Genomic DNA, 15328 nt, shown 5'->3' with positions numbered 1-15328 from the left:
ACAGGTCAACGGGGCGGACCTGCGCAGAAGCCATTACGCAATGCAATAATTCGGCAAGTCCGCTGACAGGGTTTAATCACTGTGAATCGGCTCACCCCATGGCATAGGGTAGTTGCTACGGGAAACTACATTCGTTTTAGAGCTTGAGAAGCGGGCATGGCCAAGCAAACTTCATTTTTTCGATCCATCAGCCGTCTCTATCCCCATGTCAGGCCGATCATCCCCCGGCTTCTCCTGGGACTTCTGTGCGCACTGCTGGCCAGCGTTGTTGCCCTGGCCATCCCCCAGGTCCTGCGCGTGCTGATCAACGAGTCGCTCCAGGCCGGCGGTTCCACCGAAGCCGTCTGGATATCGGCGGGCGTGATCCTGGTACTGGGTGTAGCGGAGGCCGGGCTCGTGGCGCTTCGCCGGCAGTTCGTGATCAACCCCGCCACCTCCGTGGAGACCCGGATGCGGGTGTCGCTGTATGACCACCTGCAGGACCTGACGGTCTCCTTCCACGACCGCTGGGGGTCCGGCCAGCTGCTCTCCCGCGCCATGACCGACCTGAACTTCCTGCGCCGCTGGATGGCCTTCGGCGCCATCATGCTGGTGGTCACCACCCTCACCGTCATCATCGGTATCGGCGTTATGTTCGCCATGAGCTGGCAGCTGGCCCTCATCTTCCTGGCTGCTGCCGTGCCGATCATGGCCTACAGCTTCCGGTTCCGCACACGCTTCAGCAGGGTGGCGCGCCGCAGCCAGGACCAGGCCGGCGATCTTGCCACCACCGTTGAGGAGTCCGTCCACGGCATCCGCGTGCTCAAGGCGTTTGGCCGCAGCCGGGAAGCCCTCGAAAACTTCGAGGAACAAGCCGAAGAACTGCGCCAGACGGAGATTGATAAGGCACGCCAGCAGGCAGCCTTCACCATGGTGGTTACCCTGTTGCCCGAACTTGCCCTCGGCGCGGGACTTGTGGTGGGTGTGATGCTGTGTGCCAGTGGCCAACTGAGCATTGGTGCGCTGGTGGCCTTCTTCGCGACTGCCGCCGTCATGGCCTCCCCCGTTGAGTTCTCCGGCATGCTGCTCGCCATGGCACTCACCGCCAAGACCGCCGTCGACCGTCACTTCGAGGTGATGGACACGGCCAACGCCATCACCAGTCCCACTGAGCCCCGGCGCCCCGGCCAGCTTGCCGGCGCGCTCCGCTTCAACAACGCCACGTTTGCCTTCGAGGACGCTCCGGACAAGCCCATCCTGAAGGAGATCAACCTCCACCTCCGGCCCGGCGAAACGATGGCCCTGGTGGGCATCACCGGAAGCGGCAAGAGCGCAATGATCCAGCTTGTGCCGCGGCTGTACGACGTCACCGACGGCTCCATCAGCATCGACGGCGTGGACCTGCGGGACTTCGACGTGGAGGAACTCCGCCGCATCGTGGGTGTCGCTTTCGAGGACACCACCTTGTTCTCCAATTCCGTCCGCGACAACGTCCTCCTTGGCGCACCCGCCCGCAGCGAGGCGGCCCTCGAGGAGGCGCTGGACGTGGCCCAGGCGCACTTCGCCTACTCCCTGCCCGAGGGCCTGGACACCCTGATCGGCGAGGAAGGCCTCAGCCTGTCCGGCGGGCAGCGGCAGCGCATCGCCCTGGCCCGCGCCATCGCCGCGCGCCCCCGGGTGCTGGTGCTCGATGATCCGTTGTCCGCCCTGGATGTCCACACGGAGGAACTCGTGGAAACGCGGCTCCGGACCGTTCTGAAGGACACCACCACGCTGATCGTCGCCCACCGTCCGTCCACGGTGTCGCTGGCGGACCGGGTGGCGCTGCTGGAGGACGGGCGCATCACGGCCGTCGGAACCCACACGGAACTGCTGGCGGTCAACGACCACTACCGCTACGTCATCGCCAGCCTCGACCAGGAACCACGGGACCTGGACTCCGAGCTGTCGGCTCTCGAGGACCAGGCAGAGGAAGTGACCCGATGAGCACGGCAACCTTTGGCACCGCCAACGAAGACAACGCCCACCTGAGCAAGAGCGAGAGCAGGGCGGTACGACGCCGGTCGCTGGCACTGCTGCGCTCCCTCATCAGGCCAGTGCGGCTGCGGTTCTGGTTGACGATAGCCACGGTGGTCCTTTCCCAGGCTGCACGGGTGGCAGGTCCGGCGCTCATCGCCTTCGGCATCGACCATGCCCTGCCCGCCCTGCAGGCCGGGGACAACCTGCCCCTGGTGCTCACCGGCGTCGCCTATCTGCTGGCGGCGGTCGCGACGGCGGGACTCACCGCCCTGTACGTCACCTCCACGGCGAAGCTGAGCCAGGCAATGCTGCTGGACCTCCGCCTCCGCGTCTTCCGGCACACCCAGCGGCTGAGCCTTGAGTTCCATGAGAAGTACACCTCCGGCCGGATCATTGCCCGCCAGACCTCAGATCTGGAAGCCCTCCGCGAACTCCTGGACTCCGGGGTCAGCTCCCTGGCGTCCGGATTGCTGTTTATGATCTTCACCGCAATCACCGTGTTCGCCCTGGACTGGCGCAGCGGCCTGCTGGTGCTGGCAGCGGGTGTGCCCATGTACTTCCTGGCACGCTGGTACCAAAAGCACTCGCAGATCGCCTTCCGCGAATCACGGGTGGTGTCCGCCCGCCTGATCGTGCACTTCGTGGAGACCATGACCGGCATCCGCGCGGTGAAGGCCTTCCGCAAGGAACGCGAGAACGCCGAACGCTACGGAAAACTCGCCGAGGACTACCGGCTGGTCACCGTCCGCTCCATCAACCTCAACGGCATCTTCCAGCCGGGACTGGTGCTGATCGGGAACGTCTGCGTGGCCGTGGTCCTGCTCTTCGGCGGCTTCCGCGTCCTCACCGATGATCTTGCGGTAGGTGTGCTGCTGGCGCTCATCCTCTCCACCAAAAGGTTCTTCCAGCCGGTGGACCAGATGGCGATGTTCTACAACTCCTTCCAAAGCGCGCAGGCAGCCCTGGAGAAGGTGTCGGGCCTTTTGGAAGAAGTACCGACGGTCCGGCCGCCCAAGAACCCTGTCGCCCTGAAGGACGCCAGGGGTTCCATCGACTTCGAGAACGTGGAATTCCGCTACGGCGACGGCCCGGTGATCGTCCCCACGCTGAACCTGCACATACCCGCGGGCCAGACCGTCGCCCTGGTGGGCCAGACCGGAGCGGGAAAGTCCACCCTCGCCAAGTTGATCGCCCGCTTCTATGATGTCTCCTCCGGCTCCCTCACCCTCGATGGCGTGGACCTCCGGAACCTGGGCACCACGGACCTGAGGCGGAACATCGTGATGGTCACCCAGGAAGCCTTCCTGTTCAGCGGTTCCGTTGCGGACAACATCGCCCTGGGCCGGCCGGAAGCGTCCCGGTCCGAAATCGAAGAGGCGGCCAAGGCCGTAGGCGCGCATGAGTTCATCCTTGAACTTCCTGAGGGCTATGACACTGATGTCAATAAACGCGGCGGCCGGGTGTCATCCGGCCAGCGCCAGCTCATCAGCTTCGCCAGGGCGTTCCTGGCCAGTCCTGCCGTGCTGATCCTGGACGAGGCCACATCCTCACTGGATATCCCCTCGGAGAGGCTGGTGCAGGCCGGCCTGGCCCGGTTGCTGGCAGGCACGGACGCTGCCCGCAGGACTGCCCTGATCATTGCGCACAGGCTGTCCACGGTGGAGACGGCGGACCGCGTGCTGGTTGTCCACGACGGACGGATCGTGGAGGACGGCCCGCCGGCAGAACTGATCGGTGGCGGCGGACGCTTCGCGGAACTGCACGGCGCATGGAAGGACTCGCTGGTGTGATCTGCCGCGGATTTCGCATCGGGGACCCGCATCGGCTATCCTTGTAAAGTTGCTTTTGCAGCGGATCGGGATGTAGCGCAGCTTGGTAGCGCGCTTCGTTCGGGACGAAGAGGTCGCAGGTTCAAATCCTGTCATCCCGACCAAACAAAAGAGGGTCTCCACACGGAGGCCCTCTTTTTTCATGCCCGGCCGCCCGGCCAGGAGTCTTCCACGGTAAGGGAAAGGCCCCGAAGCAGATGCTTCGGGGCCTTCCCTCGCCTCCTTTGTTGAGGAAGCTACTTACGCTGGATCGGGCCAGTTGCCGATCCTGTACGTGGTGTACGGGGTCTCGGTGGTCTGACCCTTCTTGTCCTTTTTGACCTTCTGGGAAGCCGGATCGGGCCAGTTCCCAATAGCTACGGAAGTCCCGGAGTTCTCAGCTACTGAACCCGCAGACAGTACGGCTGGAGCCGCCGCAGAAAACGCCAGGGCTCCAGCCAGCGCGGCCGCGGTTGCGATCTTCTTCAACATATACATTCCTCAATACGAGTCGGATTCGTTACAAAGCCAGCACTGTCCTTGTTGACACACATTGTAAAATATTTTCCACAGGGGCTGTCAAGCACTGATGTGTCCCAATGTCCAGATGAGGAGGAAATGCTGTGGGCAACGGATTCGGAGAGAAGCTCCGGGCTGAGCGCCTAGAGCGTGGACTGACACAGGCCGAACTGGGCAAAGACCTGTACTCTCCCAGCTATATTTCACTGCTAGAAACGGGCCGAAGGGAGCCCACCGCCGAGGTAATCGAGGAACTGGCCAGGCGACTCGACTTGGCGCCGAAGGCCCTCGAAGCCTGGAGCCAGCCAATAACTGTCAGCGATGCTGAATACGTTCTGGCCGGCCTCTACGCACGCCAGGCGTGGGATCTGCGGGATTACCCGCTGGCGGCGAACCACGCTGCCACAGCAGCGCAGATCGCTCTTGAGGGCAGAAACACCAGCGCCTGGTGGAATATGACCTACATGCAGGCGGAGTGCCTCATGAAGGAAGGCAAGCTGCGGGAATGTCAGCAGATCGTTGAGCGCCTGCTGGAGCACCCCATGGCTACGGAATCAGTGGGCCTCGGTGTGCGTGCCCGGCAGATGCTGGCTGCGGTGTGCCATGGACAGGGGCAACTGTCCGTTGCGGTGGACCATGCACTCGAAGCTGTAAAGCTTTCTGTGCAGCTGCCAAGGAATTCCACAGTACTGATCGGCGCACACCGAATCCTGATCGGCGCATTGGCTGAAAGCGGTCGGTTGGATGAAGCGTGGAAGTTTTGTTTGGCGCTGTACGAACAAGTGGACGAGCACGCCATGTCCCAGTTGGCCGGCGAAGTAGCCTGGGTGATCGGCAATGTCGCCTTTATGCGGCACGACTACGCCGAAGGGGTCAAGCACCACGAGCGGGCAGCGAAACTGCTGTCCCCCGCTAACGACATCGAGCTTTGGGCGCGGTTCAACAAGGCTTCAGCGGCCGTGCGCCTGTCATCAGGAATTGTCGAACCGGAAACCCTTTCGTCCATCGAACGGGCCGAGCTCGCCTTCTCCATTGTGGGCGGCACCAAGAGTGACGAACTGGAGGTCGCCTTCATCCGCGCCCGCTGGCTGTACCTGACCGGCGACATTGTTGCCGCCGTCGAGAAGCTCCGGGAAATCCACGCGGAGCGCGAAGACCTCGCCAAACACACCGCAGGAGAGGTCTCCCTCCTCCTGGGCAAGTCGCTCAAGGCAGCGGGCGAGGCCGATGAAGCCCTGGTACACCTCGAGGAAGCCCAGAAGGCCTTCAGCGCGGCAGGAGCAGCAGACCGCGTCCAGCAAGCACTGGACGCGGTCCTGGAAATAAAACTGGCCCAACAGCGGGCTGCGGCTGCCACCAAAGTCAGCTAGGCGGCACACCACTCGCCGGAGCCGCTGGGGCTCCGCCGGGCGAGGGTATCAGCTGAAGGTTTTGCCCGTCAGTTTCTCGTAGGCTTCGACATAGCGGCCGCGCGTCCGGTCCACCACTTCTGCAGGCAGCGCCGGCGGAGGCGTGTCTGACGCCCTGTCCCAGCCGGATTCGGCCGAGGTCAGCCAGTCCCGGACATACTGCTTGTCATAGGACGGCTGCGCCTGCCCTGGCTGGTAGGTGGCGGCGTCCCAGAACCGCGAGGAATCCGGTGTCAGGACCTCATCGCCCAGGGTGATGGAGCCAGAGACGGCGTCGTAGCCGAACTCCACCTTCGTGTCGGCGAGGATGATCCCGCGTTTGCGGGCGATTTCCTCCGCCTTGGTGTAGATCTCCAGGGTGAGCTGGCTCAGCCGTCCGGCGATGTCATCTCCGACCATTGCCACGACGGCGTCATACGTGATGTTCTCGTCGTGCTCGCCCACTGCCGCCTTCGCCGACGGCGTGAAGATGGCGTGTTCCAGCCGCGAACCGTCCACCAGGCCCTCCGGCAGGGGGATGCTGCATACGGTCCCCGACGCCTTGTACTCCAGCAGGCCGGAACCCGTGAGGTAGCCGCGGGCGATGCATTCCACCGGGAACATGTCCAGCTTTTTGCAGATCATCGCACGCCCTGCGACGGCCGCCGGCACGCCGTCCTCCACCGTGGAGGCCAGGACGTGGTGCTCCACTTCCAGCTGGTCAAACCACCACAAACTCAGCTGCGTGAGGATGCGGCCCTTATCCGGGATCTCGCTGGTGAGGACATGGTCGAAGGCACTGATGCGGTCGCTGGCCACCACCAGCACGCAGTCCCGGCCCACCCGCTGCCGGACCGAGTCGTCAGCCGGTTCGTAAAGGTCACGGACTTTGCCGGAGTAGACGTGTGTCCAGCCCGGCAGGTCCAGGGCGGCGGCATCAAAACCACGTGCTGCGGAACTCTCGGTCATGCTAAACCTTTCCCTTCGTTACAGGCAGTGATCCGGTAGCGGCTGACGATACCCGGATTTCGCCGCGGGCGGCCTTGCGGCCGATGTCCGTGCGGAACTGCGAGCCTTCAAGCTGAACCAGCTCCACGCCGTCGTACGCCCTTTCACGGGCCTCCACCAGGTCGCTGCCCAGCGCGACGACCGCAAGCACGCGCCCGCCGGCCGAAACCACTTTGCCGTCCTCGTCGAGGGTGGTGCCGGCGTGTATCACGTGCACGCCCTCCAGCTCCTCCACCTTCTTCAGCCCGCGGATCCGGTCACCGGTGCGCGGGCTGTCAGGGTAGTTTTCGGACGCGACGACGACGGCGACGGCAGTGTCCTTGGCCCAGCGCAGCTCTTCTGCCTTGTCCAGTTCGCCCTTGGCGGCTGAGAGAAGCAGGGCACCGAGGGGCGTCTTGAGCCGGGCCAGCACGGCCTGGGTTTCCGGGTCGCCGAAACGGACGTTGAATTCGATCACGCGGGTTCCGCGGGAGGTCAGTGCGAGCCCCACAAACAGCACACCCACGAACGGGGTGCCGCGGCTGGCCATCTCGTTGACCGTGGGCTGGGCCACCCGGTCAATGACCTCCTGGACCAGCCCCTCGGGGGCCCACTCCAACGGGGTGTAGGCACCCATTCCGCCGGTGTTGGGTCCTTCGTCGTTGTCGAAGATGCGCTTGAAGTCCTGGGCAGGCGACAACGCCACGGTGTTGTGACCGTCACAGAGGACAAAGAGGGACACCTCCGGGCCGTCGAGGAACTCCTCGATCACCACGGACCCGCCGGCGTCGAAGCAGGACTGTGCATGCGCCAGGGCTTCGTCGCGGTTCCTGGTGACCACCACGCCCTTGCCGGCAGCAAGTCCGTCGTCCTTCACCACGTACGGTGCGCCAAAGGTGTCCAGGGCTGCAGCGGCTTCGTCAGCGTCGGTGGCGACCATCGCCATGGCCGTGGGTACACCGGCCTCCGCCATGATTTCCTTGGCGAATGCCTTGGAGGCTTCCAGCTGCGCGGCGGCCTTGCTGGGGCCGAACACCGGGATCCCGGCATCCCGGACGGCGTCGGAAACACCTGCCGCCAGCGGCGCCTCGGGGCCAACTACCACGAGATCCACGGCGAGCTTGGTGGCCAAGGCGGCGACGGCGTCGGGATCATTGCCGTTGATCTTGTGGGTGGGGACCAGTTTGCTGATGCCGGCATTGCCGGGAGCTGCGTGGACCTCGGACACGTTGGGGTCGGCGAGCAGGGAGCGGACAATGGCGTGTTCGCGGCCTCCGGGGCCGATGACGAGTACCTTCACAGTCTCCAAGGGTACTTTGTGCACCCGGCCCCTTCCTAAGCTGTGTCAGCCCCGCCAAAAACAATCCCCTGGCCGCTCCGCTCCGAACCTGTGTCATGGAAAAGCTCCGGAACTGGTTCGCAGGCCCCGCCGCCATGGCCGCATTGGCGGGCATGGTGGCCGCCGCCACCGTCCTTGCCGTGGCCGAGCTGGTGGGGGCATTTTTCACGGCCCGCGCCACACCTGTCATCGCGTTGGGATCCACGTTTATCGACTTCACGCCGTCCTGGCTGAAGGATTTTGCGATCGCCACGTTCGGCACCAATGACAAGGCCGCGCTCTTTGTGGGCATGGGCCTGACCATCGCCGTACTGGCCTGCGTGCTGGGCGTGGTGGCGTACCGGCGCTGGGCTCTGGGTGTCCTGGGCGTCCTGTTCATGGGTGCTGTGATTGTGGCCAGCGTGATCACCCGGGCAGGCGTGGAACCGGCGGACGCCCTACCATCGCTGATGGGGACGCTCGCGGGGCTGGCTGCCCTGCGGTTCCTGATTACCCCGCTGCGGGAGGCGAAGGCAAGGCCCAAAGCCCCCGCCGCTGCCGGCACTTCGGGGTCCAGCCGCCGTCGCTTCTTCGCCGCAGCCGGGGTCACCGCACTTGCCGCCGGGGTTGCCGCCACGGGGGGACGCCTCCTGAGCGCGGCGCGCAGCAACATCGCCCAGGCGCGGGATGCCTTGCAGCTTCCCGCGCCGGTGAAGGCCGCGCCTGCCGTTCCGGCCGGCGTTCAGTCGCCGGCGCCGGGCGTCCCCCCGTGGGTGACACCCAACGGGGAGTTCTACCGGATTGACACGGCCCTCAGTGTCCCCGAAATCGACGTGGAGGAGTGGGAGCTCCGGGTGCATGGGCTGGTTGAAGAGGAGGTGCGGCTCACGTTCCAGGACCTGCTCGACGCCGATCTCATCGAAGCGCACGTGACGCTCACCTGTGTCTCAAATCCAGTTGGCGGCAATCTCGCCGGCAACGCGAAATGGCTGGGCCTGCCAATCCGCGAGGTGTTGAAGCGCGCGAAGCCGATGGACGGTGCGGACATGGTGCTCTCAACGTCCATCGACGGCTTCAGCGCGTCCACCCCGCTGGAGGTCCTCCAGGATGACCGGGATGCCATCCTGGCCATCGGCATGAATGACGAGCCACTCCCCATCGAGCACGGCTACCCGGTGCGGATGGTGGTTCCGGGACTGTACGGGTTCGTGTCCGCAACGAAATGGGTGGTGGACCTCGAAGTCACCAGGTTCGCGGACAGCAAGGCCTACTGGACCGAGCGTGGCTGGTCCGAGCGTGGACCCATCAAGACCATGGCGCGCGTGGACGTCCCCAAGTCCTTCGCGAAAGTTCCGGCCGGGAAGGTCGCCGTGGGCGGCACCGCCTGGGCCCAAACCCGTGGCATCACCAAGGTGGAGGTCCAGATCGACAACGCCGACTGGGCGGAGGCGGACCTGTCCACCGAGGCGTCCCTGGTGACGTGGCGCCAGTGGTCCTATGAATGGGACGCCGCGCCCGGGCAGCATTACATCAAGGTGCGTGCCACCGACGGGTCCGGCGAGGTGCAGACGGACCAGCGGGCGGATCCCGTTCCCGACGGCGCCTCCGGGTGGCAGTCGATCATGGTCACCGTGGAGTAGCCGGGCATCCGGCAGGCAGGCCCCTAGACTGGCACCATGCCGCATAATCCGCACGCCACCTTTACCGTGGACTCCGCCGTCGAACTGGCCGTGATCGAGCGCAGCGGTTTCGTGGAATCCCGGCATATCGGCTCGGCCGTGCTGCTGGCAGCGGACGGGACTGTGGTCACCGAGCTTGGCGACATCAACACCCCCATCTTTGCCAGGTCAGCCCTGAAGCCATTCCAGGCACTGGCCTCGATGCAGTCCGGGGTGCCGCTCCGCGGTGCGCAGGTGGCCCTGGCATGTGCGAGCCACGTGGGCTCGCTGGACCATATGGACGTGGTGTCCGGCATGCTCAAAGCCGCCGGCGTCCGGGAGGACCAGCTGCAGTGCCCGGAGGCCTGGCCGCAGGACGAAACAGCGCGCAACTGGCTGATCCGCTCCGAGCGCGGCAAGTCCAGGCTGGCGTTCAACTGTTCCGGCAAGCACGCGGCCTTCCTGTGGGCGTGCACCGAAAACGGCTGGGATACGCACAGCTACCTGGAGCCGAACCACCCGCTGCAGCAGCGGGTCCGCACGGTCATCGAGGAGTACACGGGCGAAAAGATCGCGCACCTGGGAATTGACGGCTGCGGCGCGCCCGTGGCGGCGGTTTCCCTCAAGGGCCTGGCGCGGAGCTTCTCCCAACTGGCGAAGGCCCCCGGCGACCAGAGCTTCAGCGCCCGGGCGGCCACCATCGCAACGTCAATGCTTGACTACCCCTGGGCAGTGCAGGGCCGCGGCGAGGCCAACACCTTGGTGATGGACGAGCTGGAAGTCATCGCCAAGGTCGGAGCCGAAGGCGTCCTCGCTATGGCCACGCCGCAGGGAGTCTCCGTGGCCGTCAAGATATTGGATGGAAATGTCCGGGCCACCTCGCTGGTGGCACTGACCCTTCTCGCCGCTGCCGGCGCCGTGGAGATACCGGGTGTTGCCAGCGTCCTGGAGAAAGTGGTGGAGCCGGTGCTGGGCGGCGGCCGCCCCGTGGGACAGATCCGGCTGGGCCCGGCAGTCTCCGCACTCCTGGACTAGCCGTCCCTGAAGTGGGCGCCCGTCAGACGTGCTGGTCCACAATCACCGGGTTGCCGTCCGGGTCAACCACGATGAAGCTCGCCGGACCCGTTGTTCCTTCCTCTGCCTCAGCCAGGAACTGGATGCCGTGCCCCTGCAGTTCCTGCTGGAGCTCCCGTACGTCGGTGAAGGAGCCCACGGGCTGCGCGTTTTGGTCCCAGCCGGGGTTGAAAGTCAGCGCGTTCCGTTCCAGCACCCCTTGGAAGAGTCCGACGACGGCCTGGCCGTTTTTCAGGATCAGCCAGTTTTGCGAGATGTCGCCGGCCAAGGGACTGAAACCGAGTTTTGTGTAGAAAGCATGTGAAGCCTCGATGTCCTTGACGTTGAGGCTGACTGAAAAAGCGCCGAGCTGCACGGGTGACTCCGTTCTGTGGCTGACGATGTTGTTACCGATGGTACCCGCGGCCCGTCCTGATTCCGTCTCCCCAACGGTCCGCGGTAACCTGATGGCCTTTGCCACTGCATCTACACCTGAAGGAAGCCGGAAACATGCCTGTAGCCCGCCGCCGTATCGACGTAGCAGAAGGCGCCGCGGCGGTGGACCGGTGGCGGAATGCCGCCGGGCCGTCGCCGGACCTTCCGCCCGTTCCGCGGGCTGTTCTGGCTACTGCGGTGAGGTACACGCTTGAAGAGGTCACCGCGCGGGCGCCCGGCAATTCGGTGGAGGTGCGCGTCCCGCCGTTCGGCGTTACTCAGTGCGTGGAGGGGCCGCGGCACACGCGCGGCACCCCGCCGAACGTGATTGAGTGCGACGCCGCCACCTGGCTTGCGATGGTGACCGGCCAGTTGAGCTGGGCGGAGGCAGTCGCGGCCGGCAAAGTGGCCGCGTCCGGCCTGCGCGCTGACCTCTCGGCCCTGCTGCCGCTCTAACAGCTTCGAGAGGAGCGTCAGCCGCGGCCGATGAACGGCATGCCGGCGGCGGTGATCACCACGGATCCCACGCTGGCGGAGGCCGGCATGTTGGCCATCATCAGGACGGCCCGGGCTGCATCCTCCACCGGGAACGTGGGTTCAATCCGGCGGCTGCCGTCAGCCTGGAGCGCGCCCTCCCCAACGCCGATGGTGTCCATGATCTCCGTGGCCGTGTTGCCGATGTCGATCTGCCCGCACGTGATTCCGAAGCCCCGCCCGTCCAGTTCGATGCTTTTGGTCAGCCCCGTGATGGCGTGTTTGGTGACGGCGTAGGCCACCGTCCGCGGCCGGGGCGAATGCGCTGAAATGGAACCGTTGTTGATGATGCGCCCGCCCTGCGGATCCTGAGCCTTCATGGCCCGGACGGCAGCCGCGGCGCACAGCATCGAGCCGGTCAGGTTCACCGCAACGGTAGCGTCCCAGTCGGCCAGCGGAATCTCGTCCACACTGGCCGCCGGACCAAACACTCCGGCGTTGTTGAACAGCAGGTCCACCCGCCCCCACCGCTGGCGAACAGCCTCGAAAAGATGCTCGACGTCGTCGGGCCGGGTCACGTCGCAGGTGACGGGAAGTGCGTGCGGATGGCCCTGCGCCGCCTCCACCAGCGGCTGTTCGCGCCGCCCGGCGAGGGCAACGGCGTAGCCGTCGCCGAGGAGAAGGCGGGCCACCGCCCGGCCGATGCCGGAACCCGCTCCGGTGACCACTGCCACGCGCTGGGTCTGGCCGGGACTGGACATGAGGTTCTCCTGAGGTGTGGTCACAATTGAATCCTAGGGCCTGCGCCCATAATCTCGAGCTACAGAATTGTTTTCTCACAATATGAAAACATGGAGCCAGCATTCAACGATGAAAAGAGGCGGACGTGGCTGCAGGAGAAGATACCTCCCATATCCTCAGCGGGTTGACTAACCAGCTGCCTGATCGTGATCCGGAAGAGACCGCCGAGTGGGTTGAGTCCCTGGATTCGTTGATCAGGGAACAGGGCACCGAGCGTGCCCAATACATCATGCGGAGCCTGCTGCAGCGTGCCGGTGCGCAGAGCGTCGGGGTGCCGATGGTGACCACCACTGATTACGTGAATACGATCCCGGTGGACCAGGAAGCACCGTTCCCGGGCAACGAGGAGTACGAGCGCCGGTACCGGGCGTACATGCGGTGGAACGCCGCGGTGATGGTGCACCGGGCGCAGAAGGCGAACATCGGCGTGGGTGGGCACATCTCCACCTACGCCGGGGCCGCGACCCTGTACGAGGTGGGCTTCAACCACTTCTTCCGCGGCAAGGATGCCCCTGGCGGCGGGGACCAGGTCTTTTTCCAGGGCCATGCCTCCCCCGGCATGTACGCCCGGGCGTTTATGGAAGGCCGCCTCAGTGAGGAGGACCTGGACGGGTTCCGGCAGGAAAAGTCCAAGGAGGGCCACGCCCTGTCCTCCTACCCGCACCCGCGGCTGATGCCGGAGTTCTGGGAGTTCCCCACGGTCTCGATGGGGATCGGGCCGATGAACGCGATTTACCAGGCCCAGTCCAACCGTTACCTGCATAACCGGGGCCTGAAGGACACCTCTGACCAGCAGGTCTGGGCGTTCCTGGGCGACGGGGAAATGGACGAGCCCGAGTCCCGCGGCCTGCTCCAGCTCGCGGCGAACGAGAACCTGGACAACCTGAACTTCGTGATCAACTGCAACCTCCAGCGCCTGGACGGACCGGTCCGGGGCAACGGCAAGATCATGCAGGAACTCGAGGCGTTCTTCCGCGGCGCGGGCTGGAACGTGATCAAGGTCGTCTGGGGCCGGGAGTGGGATGACCTGCTCACCCGCGACTCCGACGGCTCGCTCGTGAAGATCATGAACGAAACCCCCGACGGGGACTACCAGACCTACAAGGCCGAATCCGGCGGGTTCGTCCGTGAACACTTCTTCGGCAAAGACCCGGCCACCAAAGACCTCGTCGCGGACCTGACCGACGACCAGATCTGGAACCTCAAACGCGGCGGCCACGACTACCGCAAGGTCTACGCCGCGTACAAGGCAGCCACCGAATTCAAGGGCAAACCCACCGTCATCCTCGCCAAGACCGTCAAGGGCTACGGACTCGGACCGCACTTCGAGGGCCGCAACGCGACCCACCAAATGAAAAAACTCACCCTCGACGACCTAAAGGAATTCAGGGACTACCTTCGCATTCCGATTTCCGATGCCCGGCTGGAGGAGGATCCCTACAGCCCGCCCTACTTCCATCCCGGCCATGATGCGCCGGAAATCGTCTATCTCCACGAGCGGCGCAGGGCACTCGGCGGCGCAGTGCCTGAACGCCGGCCGCACCACCAGTCCGTGGAACTGCCCGAGGCCAAAACCTTTGACGTGGCCAAACGCGGTTCGGGCAAGCAGCAGGCAGCCACCACCATGGCCTTCGTGCGCCTTCTGAAAGACCTGATCAGGGACAAGAAGTTCGGGCACCGAATTGTGCCGATTGTCCCGGACGAATCCCGGACCTTTGGCATGGACGCGTTCTTCCCCACCGCGAAGATCTACAATCCGGGCGGCCAGAACTACCTCTCCGTGGACCGCGACCTCGTCCTGGCTTACAAGGAATCCGCGCAGGGCCAGCTGATCCACCCCGGCATCAACGAAGCCGGCGCCGTGGCAGCCTTCACCGCCGCCGGCACCGCCTACGCCACCCACGGCGTGCCGCTGGTCCCGGTCTACGTGTTCTACTCCATGTTCGGCTTCCAGCGCACCGGCGACGCCTTCTGGGCAGCGGCAGACCAAATGACCCGCGGCTTCATCATCGGCGCCACCGCAGGCCGGACCACCCTCACCGGCGAAGGCCTCCAGCACGCCGACGGCCACTCCCCGCTGCTGGCCTCCACCAACCCGGCCGTGGTCACCTACGACCCCGCCTACGGCTACGAAATGGGCCACATCATCCGCGACGGCATCGAACGCATGTACGGGGAGCACTCCGAAGGAGACAAAACCGACCGGAACCTCATGTACTACCTCACCGTGTACAACGAGCCCATCACCCAGCCCGGCGAACCGGAGAACCTCGACGTCGAAGGTGTGCTCAAGGGCATCTACCGGGTGTCGGCGTCGGACGTTGAAGGTCCGAAAAGCCAGATTCTGGCCTCCGGCGTCTCCGTCCCCTGGGCGTTGGAAGCCCAGCGCATCCTCGCCGAGGACTGGGGCGTTTCAGCGGACGTCTGGTCCGTCACGTCCTGGAACGAACTGCGCCGGGACGGCCTCGCCGCCGAAGAAGGGGCGTTCCTGCACCCCGGTGAACCTGCCCGGATCCCGTTCGTGGCAAGTCAACTGGCGGACGCGCGGGGTCCCGTCGTGGCCGTGAGCGACTACATGAAGGCCGTACCGGACCAGATCCGCCAGTTCGTGCCAAACGAATTCGCCACCCTCGGTGCCGACGGCTTCGGCTTCTCCGACACCCGCGCCGCAGCCCGCCGCTTCTTCAAGAACGACACCCACTCCATCGTGGTGCGTTCGCTGGAGATGCTCGCCGCGAGGGGCGAGGTTGAGGCGGGCTCGCCGTCGTACGCCATGGACCGCTACAAACTCCTGGACGTAACCGCAGGCACCACAGGTGGGGCCGGCGGCGACGCCTGACCACTCCCTCGAGTTTGAGGACAAGGACGAGGACTTCCGGCCCTTGAAGT

12 protein-coding genes and 1 tRNA gene are annotated in these 15328 nt (G+C 65.1%); 8 read left to right on the top strand and 5 right to left on the bottom strand.

Annotation, left to right across the window (positions count from 1 at the left end):
* Positions 1-156 precede the first annotated feature (156 nt).
* The 3 genes from ACFVYC_RS12590 (at position 157) to ACFVYC_RS12580 (ending at position 3931) form a co-directional block, all read left to right on the top strand.
* Positions 157-1965, top strand: coding sequence for an ABC transporter ATP-binding protein (locus ACFVYC_RS12590; protein WP_387550308.1), 1809 nt, complete (start codon positions 157-159; stop codon positions 1963-1965).
* A complete protein-coding gene (locus ACFVYC_RS12585; protein WP_387550306.1) occupies positions 1962-3788 on the top strand; it encodes an ABC transporter ATP-binding protein in 1827 nt (608 codons plus the stop codon). Before ACFVYC_RS12590 ends, ACFVYC_RS12585 begins: the two co-directional genes overlap by 4 nt.
* A 66-nt stretch (positions 3789-3854) precedes the next feature.
* Positions 3855-3931, top strand: a tRNA-Pro gene (locus ACFVYC_RS12580).
* A gap of 136 nt (positions 3932-4067) precedes the next feature.
* Here ACFVYC_RS12580 and ACFVYC_RS12575 read toward each other — a convergent pair.
* On the bottom strand, positions 4068-4298 hold the full coding sequence (locus tag ACFVYC_RS12575) for a hypothetical protein (RefSeq protein ID WP_387550305.1): 231 nt from the start codon (positions 4296-4298) through the stop codon (positions 4068-4070).
* 131 nt (positions 4299-4429) lie between these two features.
* Between ACFVYC_RS12575 and ACFVYC_RS12570 the strand changes: the two genes are divergently transcribed.
* A complete protein-coding gene (locus ACFVYC_RS12570; RefSeq protein WP_387550303.1) occupies positions 4430-5695 on the top strand; it encodes a helix-turn-helix domain-containing protein in 1266 nt (421 codons plus the stop codon).
* A 48-nt stretch (positions 5696-5743) separates the two neighbouring features.
* On the opposite strand, the gene ACFVYC_RS12565 is transcribed toward ACFVYC_RS12570, so the two are convergent.
* Entirely contained in the window at positions 5744-6682 is a 939-nt protein-coding gene (locus tag ACFVYC_RS12565) for a phosphoribosylaminoimidazolesuccinocarboxamide synthase (protein ID WP_387550301.1), read from the bottom strand.
* A gap of 1 nt (position 6683) precedes the next feature.
* Positions 6684-8000, bottom strand: coding sequence for a phosphoribosylamine--glycine ligase (gene purD, locus ACFVYC_RS12560; protein ID WP_387550409.1), 1317 nt, complete (start codon positions 7998-8000; stop codon positions 6684-6686).
* A 95-nt stretch (positions 8001-8095) separates the two neighbouring features.
* On the opposite strand from purD, the gene ACFVYC_RS12555 reads away from it, so the two are divergent.
* Together ACFVYC_RS12555 and ACFVYC_RS12550 are read left to right on the top strand one after the other, a co-directional pair.
* On the top strand, positions 8096-9658 hold the full coding sequence (locus tag ACFVYC_RS12555) for a molybdopterin-dependent oxidoreductase (protein ID WP_387550299.1): 1563 nt from the start codon (positions 8096-8098) through the stop codon (positions 9656-9658).
* A gap of 36 nt (positions 9659-9694) precedes the next feature.
* Positions 9695-10711 carry an asparaginase gene (locus ACFVYC_RS12550; protein ID WP_387550297.1) on the top strand — a complete coding sequence of 339 codons (1017 nt, stop codon included), beginning with the start codon at positions 9695-9697 and terminating at the stop codon, positions 10709-10711.
* A 22-nt stretch (positions 10712-10733) separates the two neighbouring features.
* Here ACFVYC_RS12550 and ACFVYC_RS12545 read toward each other — a convergent pair whose 3' ends face one another.
* The gene (locus ACFVYC_RS12545) at positions 10734-11105 is read right to left on the bottom strand and encodes a VOC family protein (protein ID WP_387550295.1); all 372 of its coding nucleotides are present in this window, start codon (positions 11103-11105) and stop codon (positions 10734-10736) included.
* A gap of 134 nt (positions 11106-11239) precedes the next feature.
* Here ACFVYC_RS12545 and ACFVYC_RS12540 point away from each other — a divergent pair, with 134 nt between their 5' ends.
* Positions 11240-11620: a sterol carrier family protein gene (locus tag ACFVYC_RS12540; RefSeq protein ID WP_387550293.1), complete on the top strand. Its 381-nt coding sequence runs from the start codon at positions 11240-11242 to the stop codon at positions 11618-11620.
* Positions 11621-11637: 17 nt separating this feature from the next.
* On the opposite strand, the gene ACFVYC_RS12535 is transcribed toward ACFVYC_RS12540, so the two are convergent.
* The gene (locus tag ACFVYC_RS12535) at positions 11638-12399 is read right to left on the bottom strand and encodes an SDR family oxidoreductase (RefSeq protein WP_387550407.1); all 762 of its coding nucleotides are present in this window, start codon (positions 12397-12399) and stop codon (positions 11638-11640) included.
* Positions 12400-12524: 125 nt separating this feature from the next.
* On the opposite strand from ACFVYC_RS12535, the gene aceE reads away from it, so the two are divergent.
* Positions 12525-15278 (top strand): pyruvate dehydrogenase (acetyl-transferring), homodimeric type, encoded by a 2754-nt coding sequence (gene aceE, locus ACFVYC_RS12530; RefSeq protein WP_387550291.1) that lies wholly within the window; start codon positions 12525-12527, stop codon positions 15276-15278.
* Positions 15279-15328: the final 50 nt, after the last annotated feature.

The sequence above is a fragment of the Pseudarthrobacter sp. NPDC058329 genome (assembly GCF_042879835.1).
Classification (GTDB): Bacteria; Actinomycetota; Actinomycetes; order Actinomycetales; family Micrococcaceae; genus Arthrobacter.
The sequence above is the reverse complement of the archived record's forward strand: the minus strand, read 5'-3'. Positions and strand labels throughout refer to the sequence as shown.

Coding starts and splice junctions, on each gene's coding strand:
- ACFVYC_RS12590 (WP_387550308.1), top strand. CDS start 157: ATGGCCAAGCAAACTTCATTTTTTCGATCCATCAGCCGTCTCTATCCC.
- ACFVYC_RS12540 (WP_387550293.1), top strand. CDS start 11,240: ATGCCTGTAGCCCGCCGCCGTATCGACGTAGCAGAAGGCGCCGCGGCG.
- ACFVYC_RS12585 (WP_387550306.1), top strand. CDS start 1,962: ATGAGCACGGCAACCTTTGGCACCGCCAACGAAGACAACGCCCACCTG.
- ACFVYC_RS12565 (WP_387550301.1), bottom strand. CDS start 6,682: ATGACCGAGAGTTCCGCAGCACGTGGTTTTGATGCCGCCGCCCTGGAC.
- ACFVYC_RS12550 (WP_387550297.1), top strand. CDS start 9,695: ATGCCGCATAATCCGCACGCCACCTTTACCGTGGACTCCGCCGTCGAA.
- ACFVYC_RS12555 (WP_387550299.1), top strand. CDS start 8,096: ATGGAAAAGCTCCGGAACTGGTTCGCAGGCCCCGCCGCCATGGCCGCA.
- ACFVYC_RS12535 (WP_387550407.1), bottom strand. CDS start 12,399: ATGTCCAGTCCCGGCCAGACCCAGCGCGTGGCAGTGGTCACCGGAGCG.
- ACFVYC_RS12575 (WP_387550305.1), bottom strand. CDS start 4,298: ATGTTGAAGAAGATCGCAACCGCGGCCGCGCTGGCTGGAGCCCTGGCG.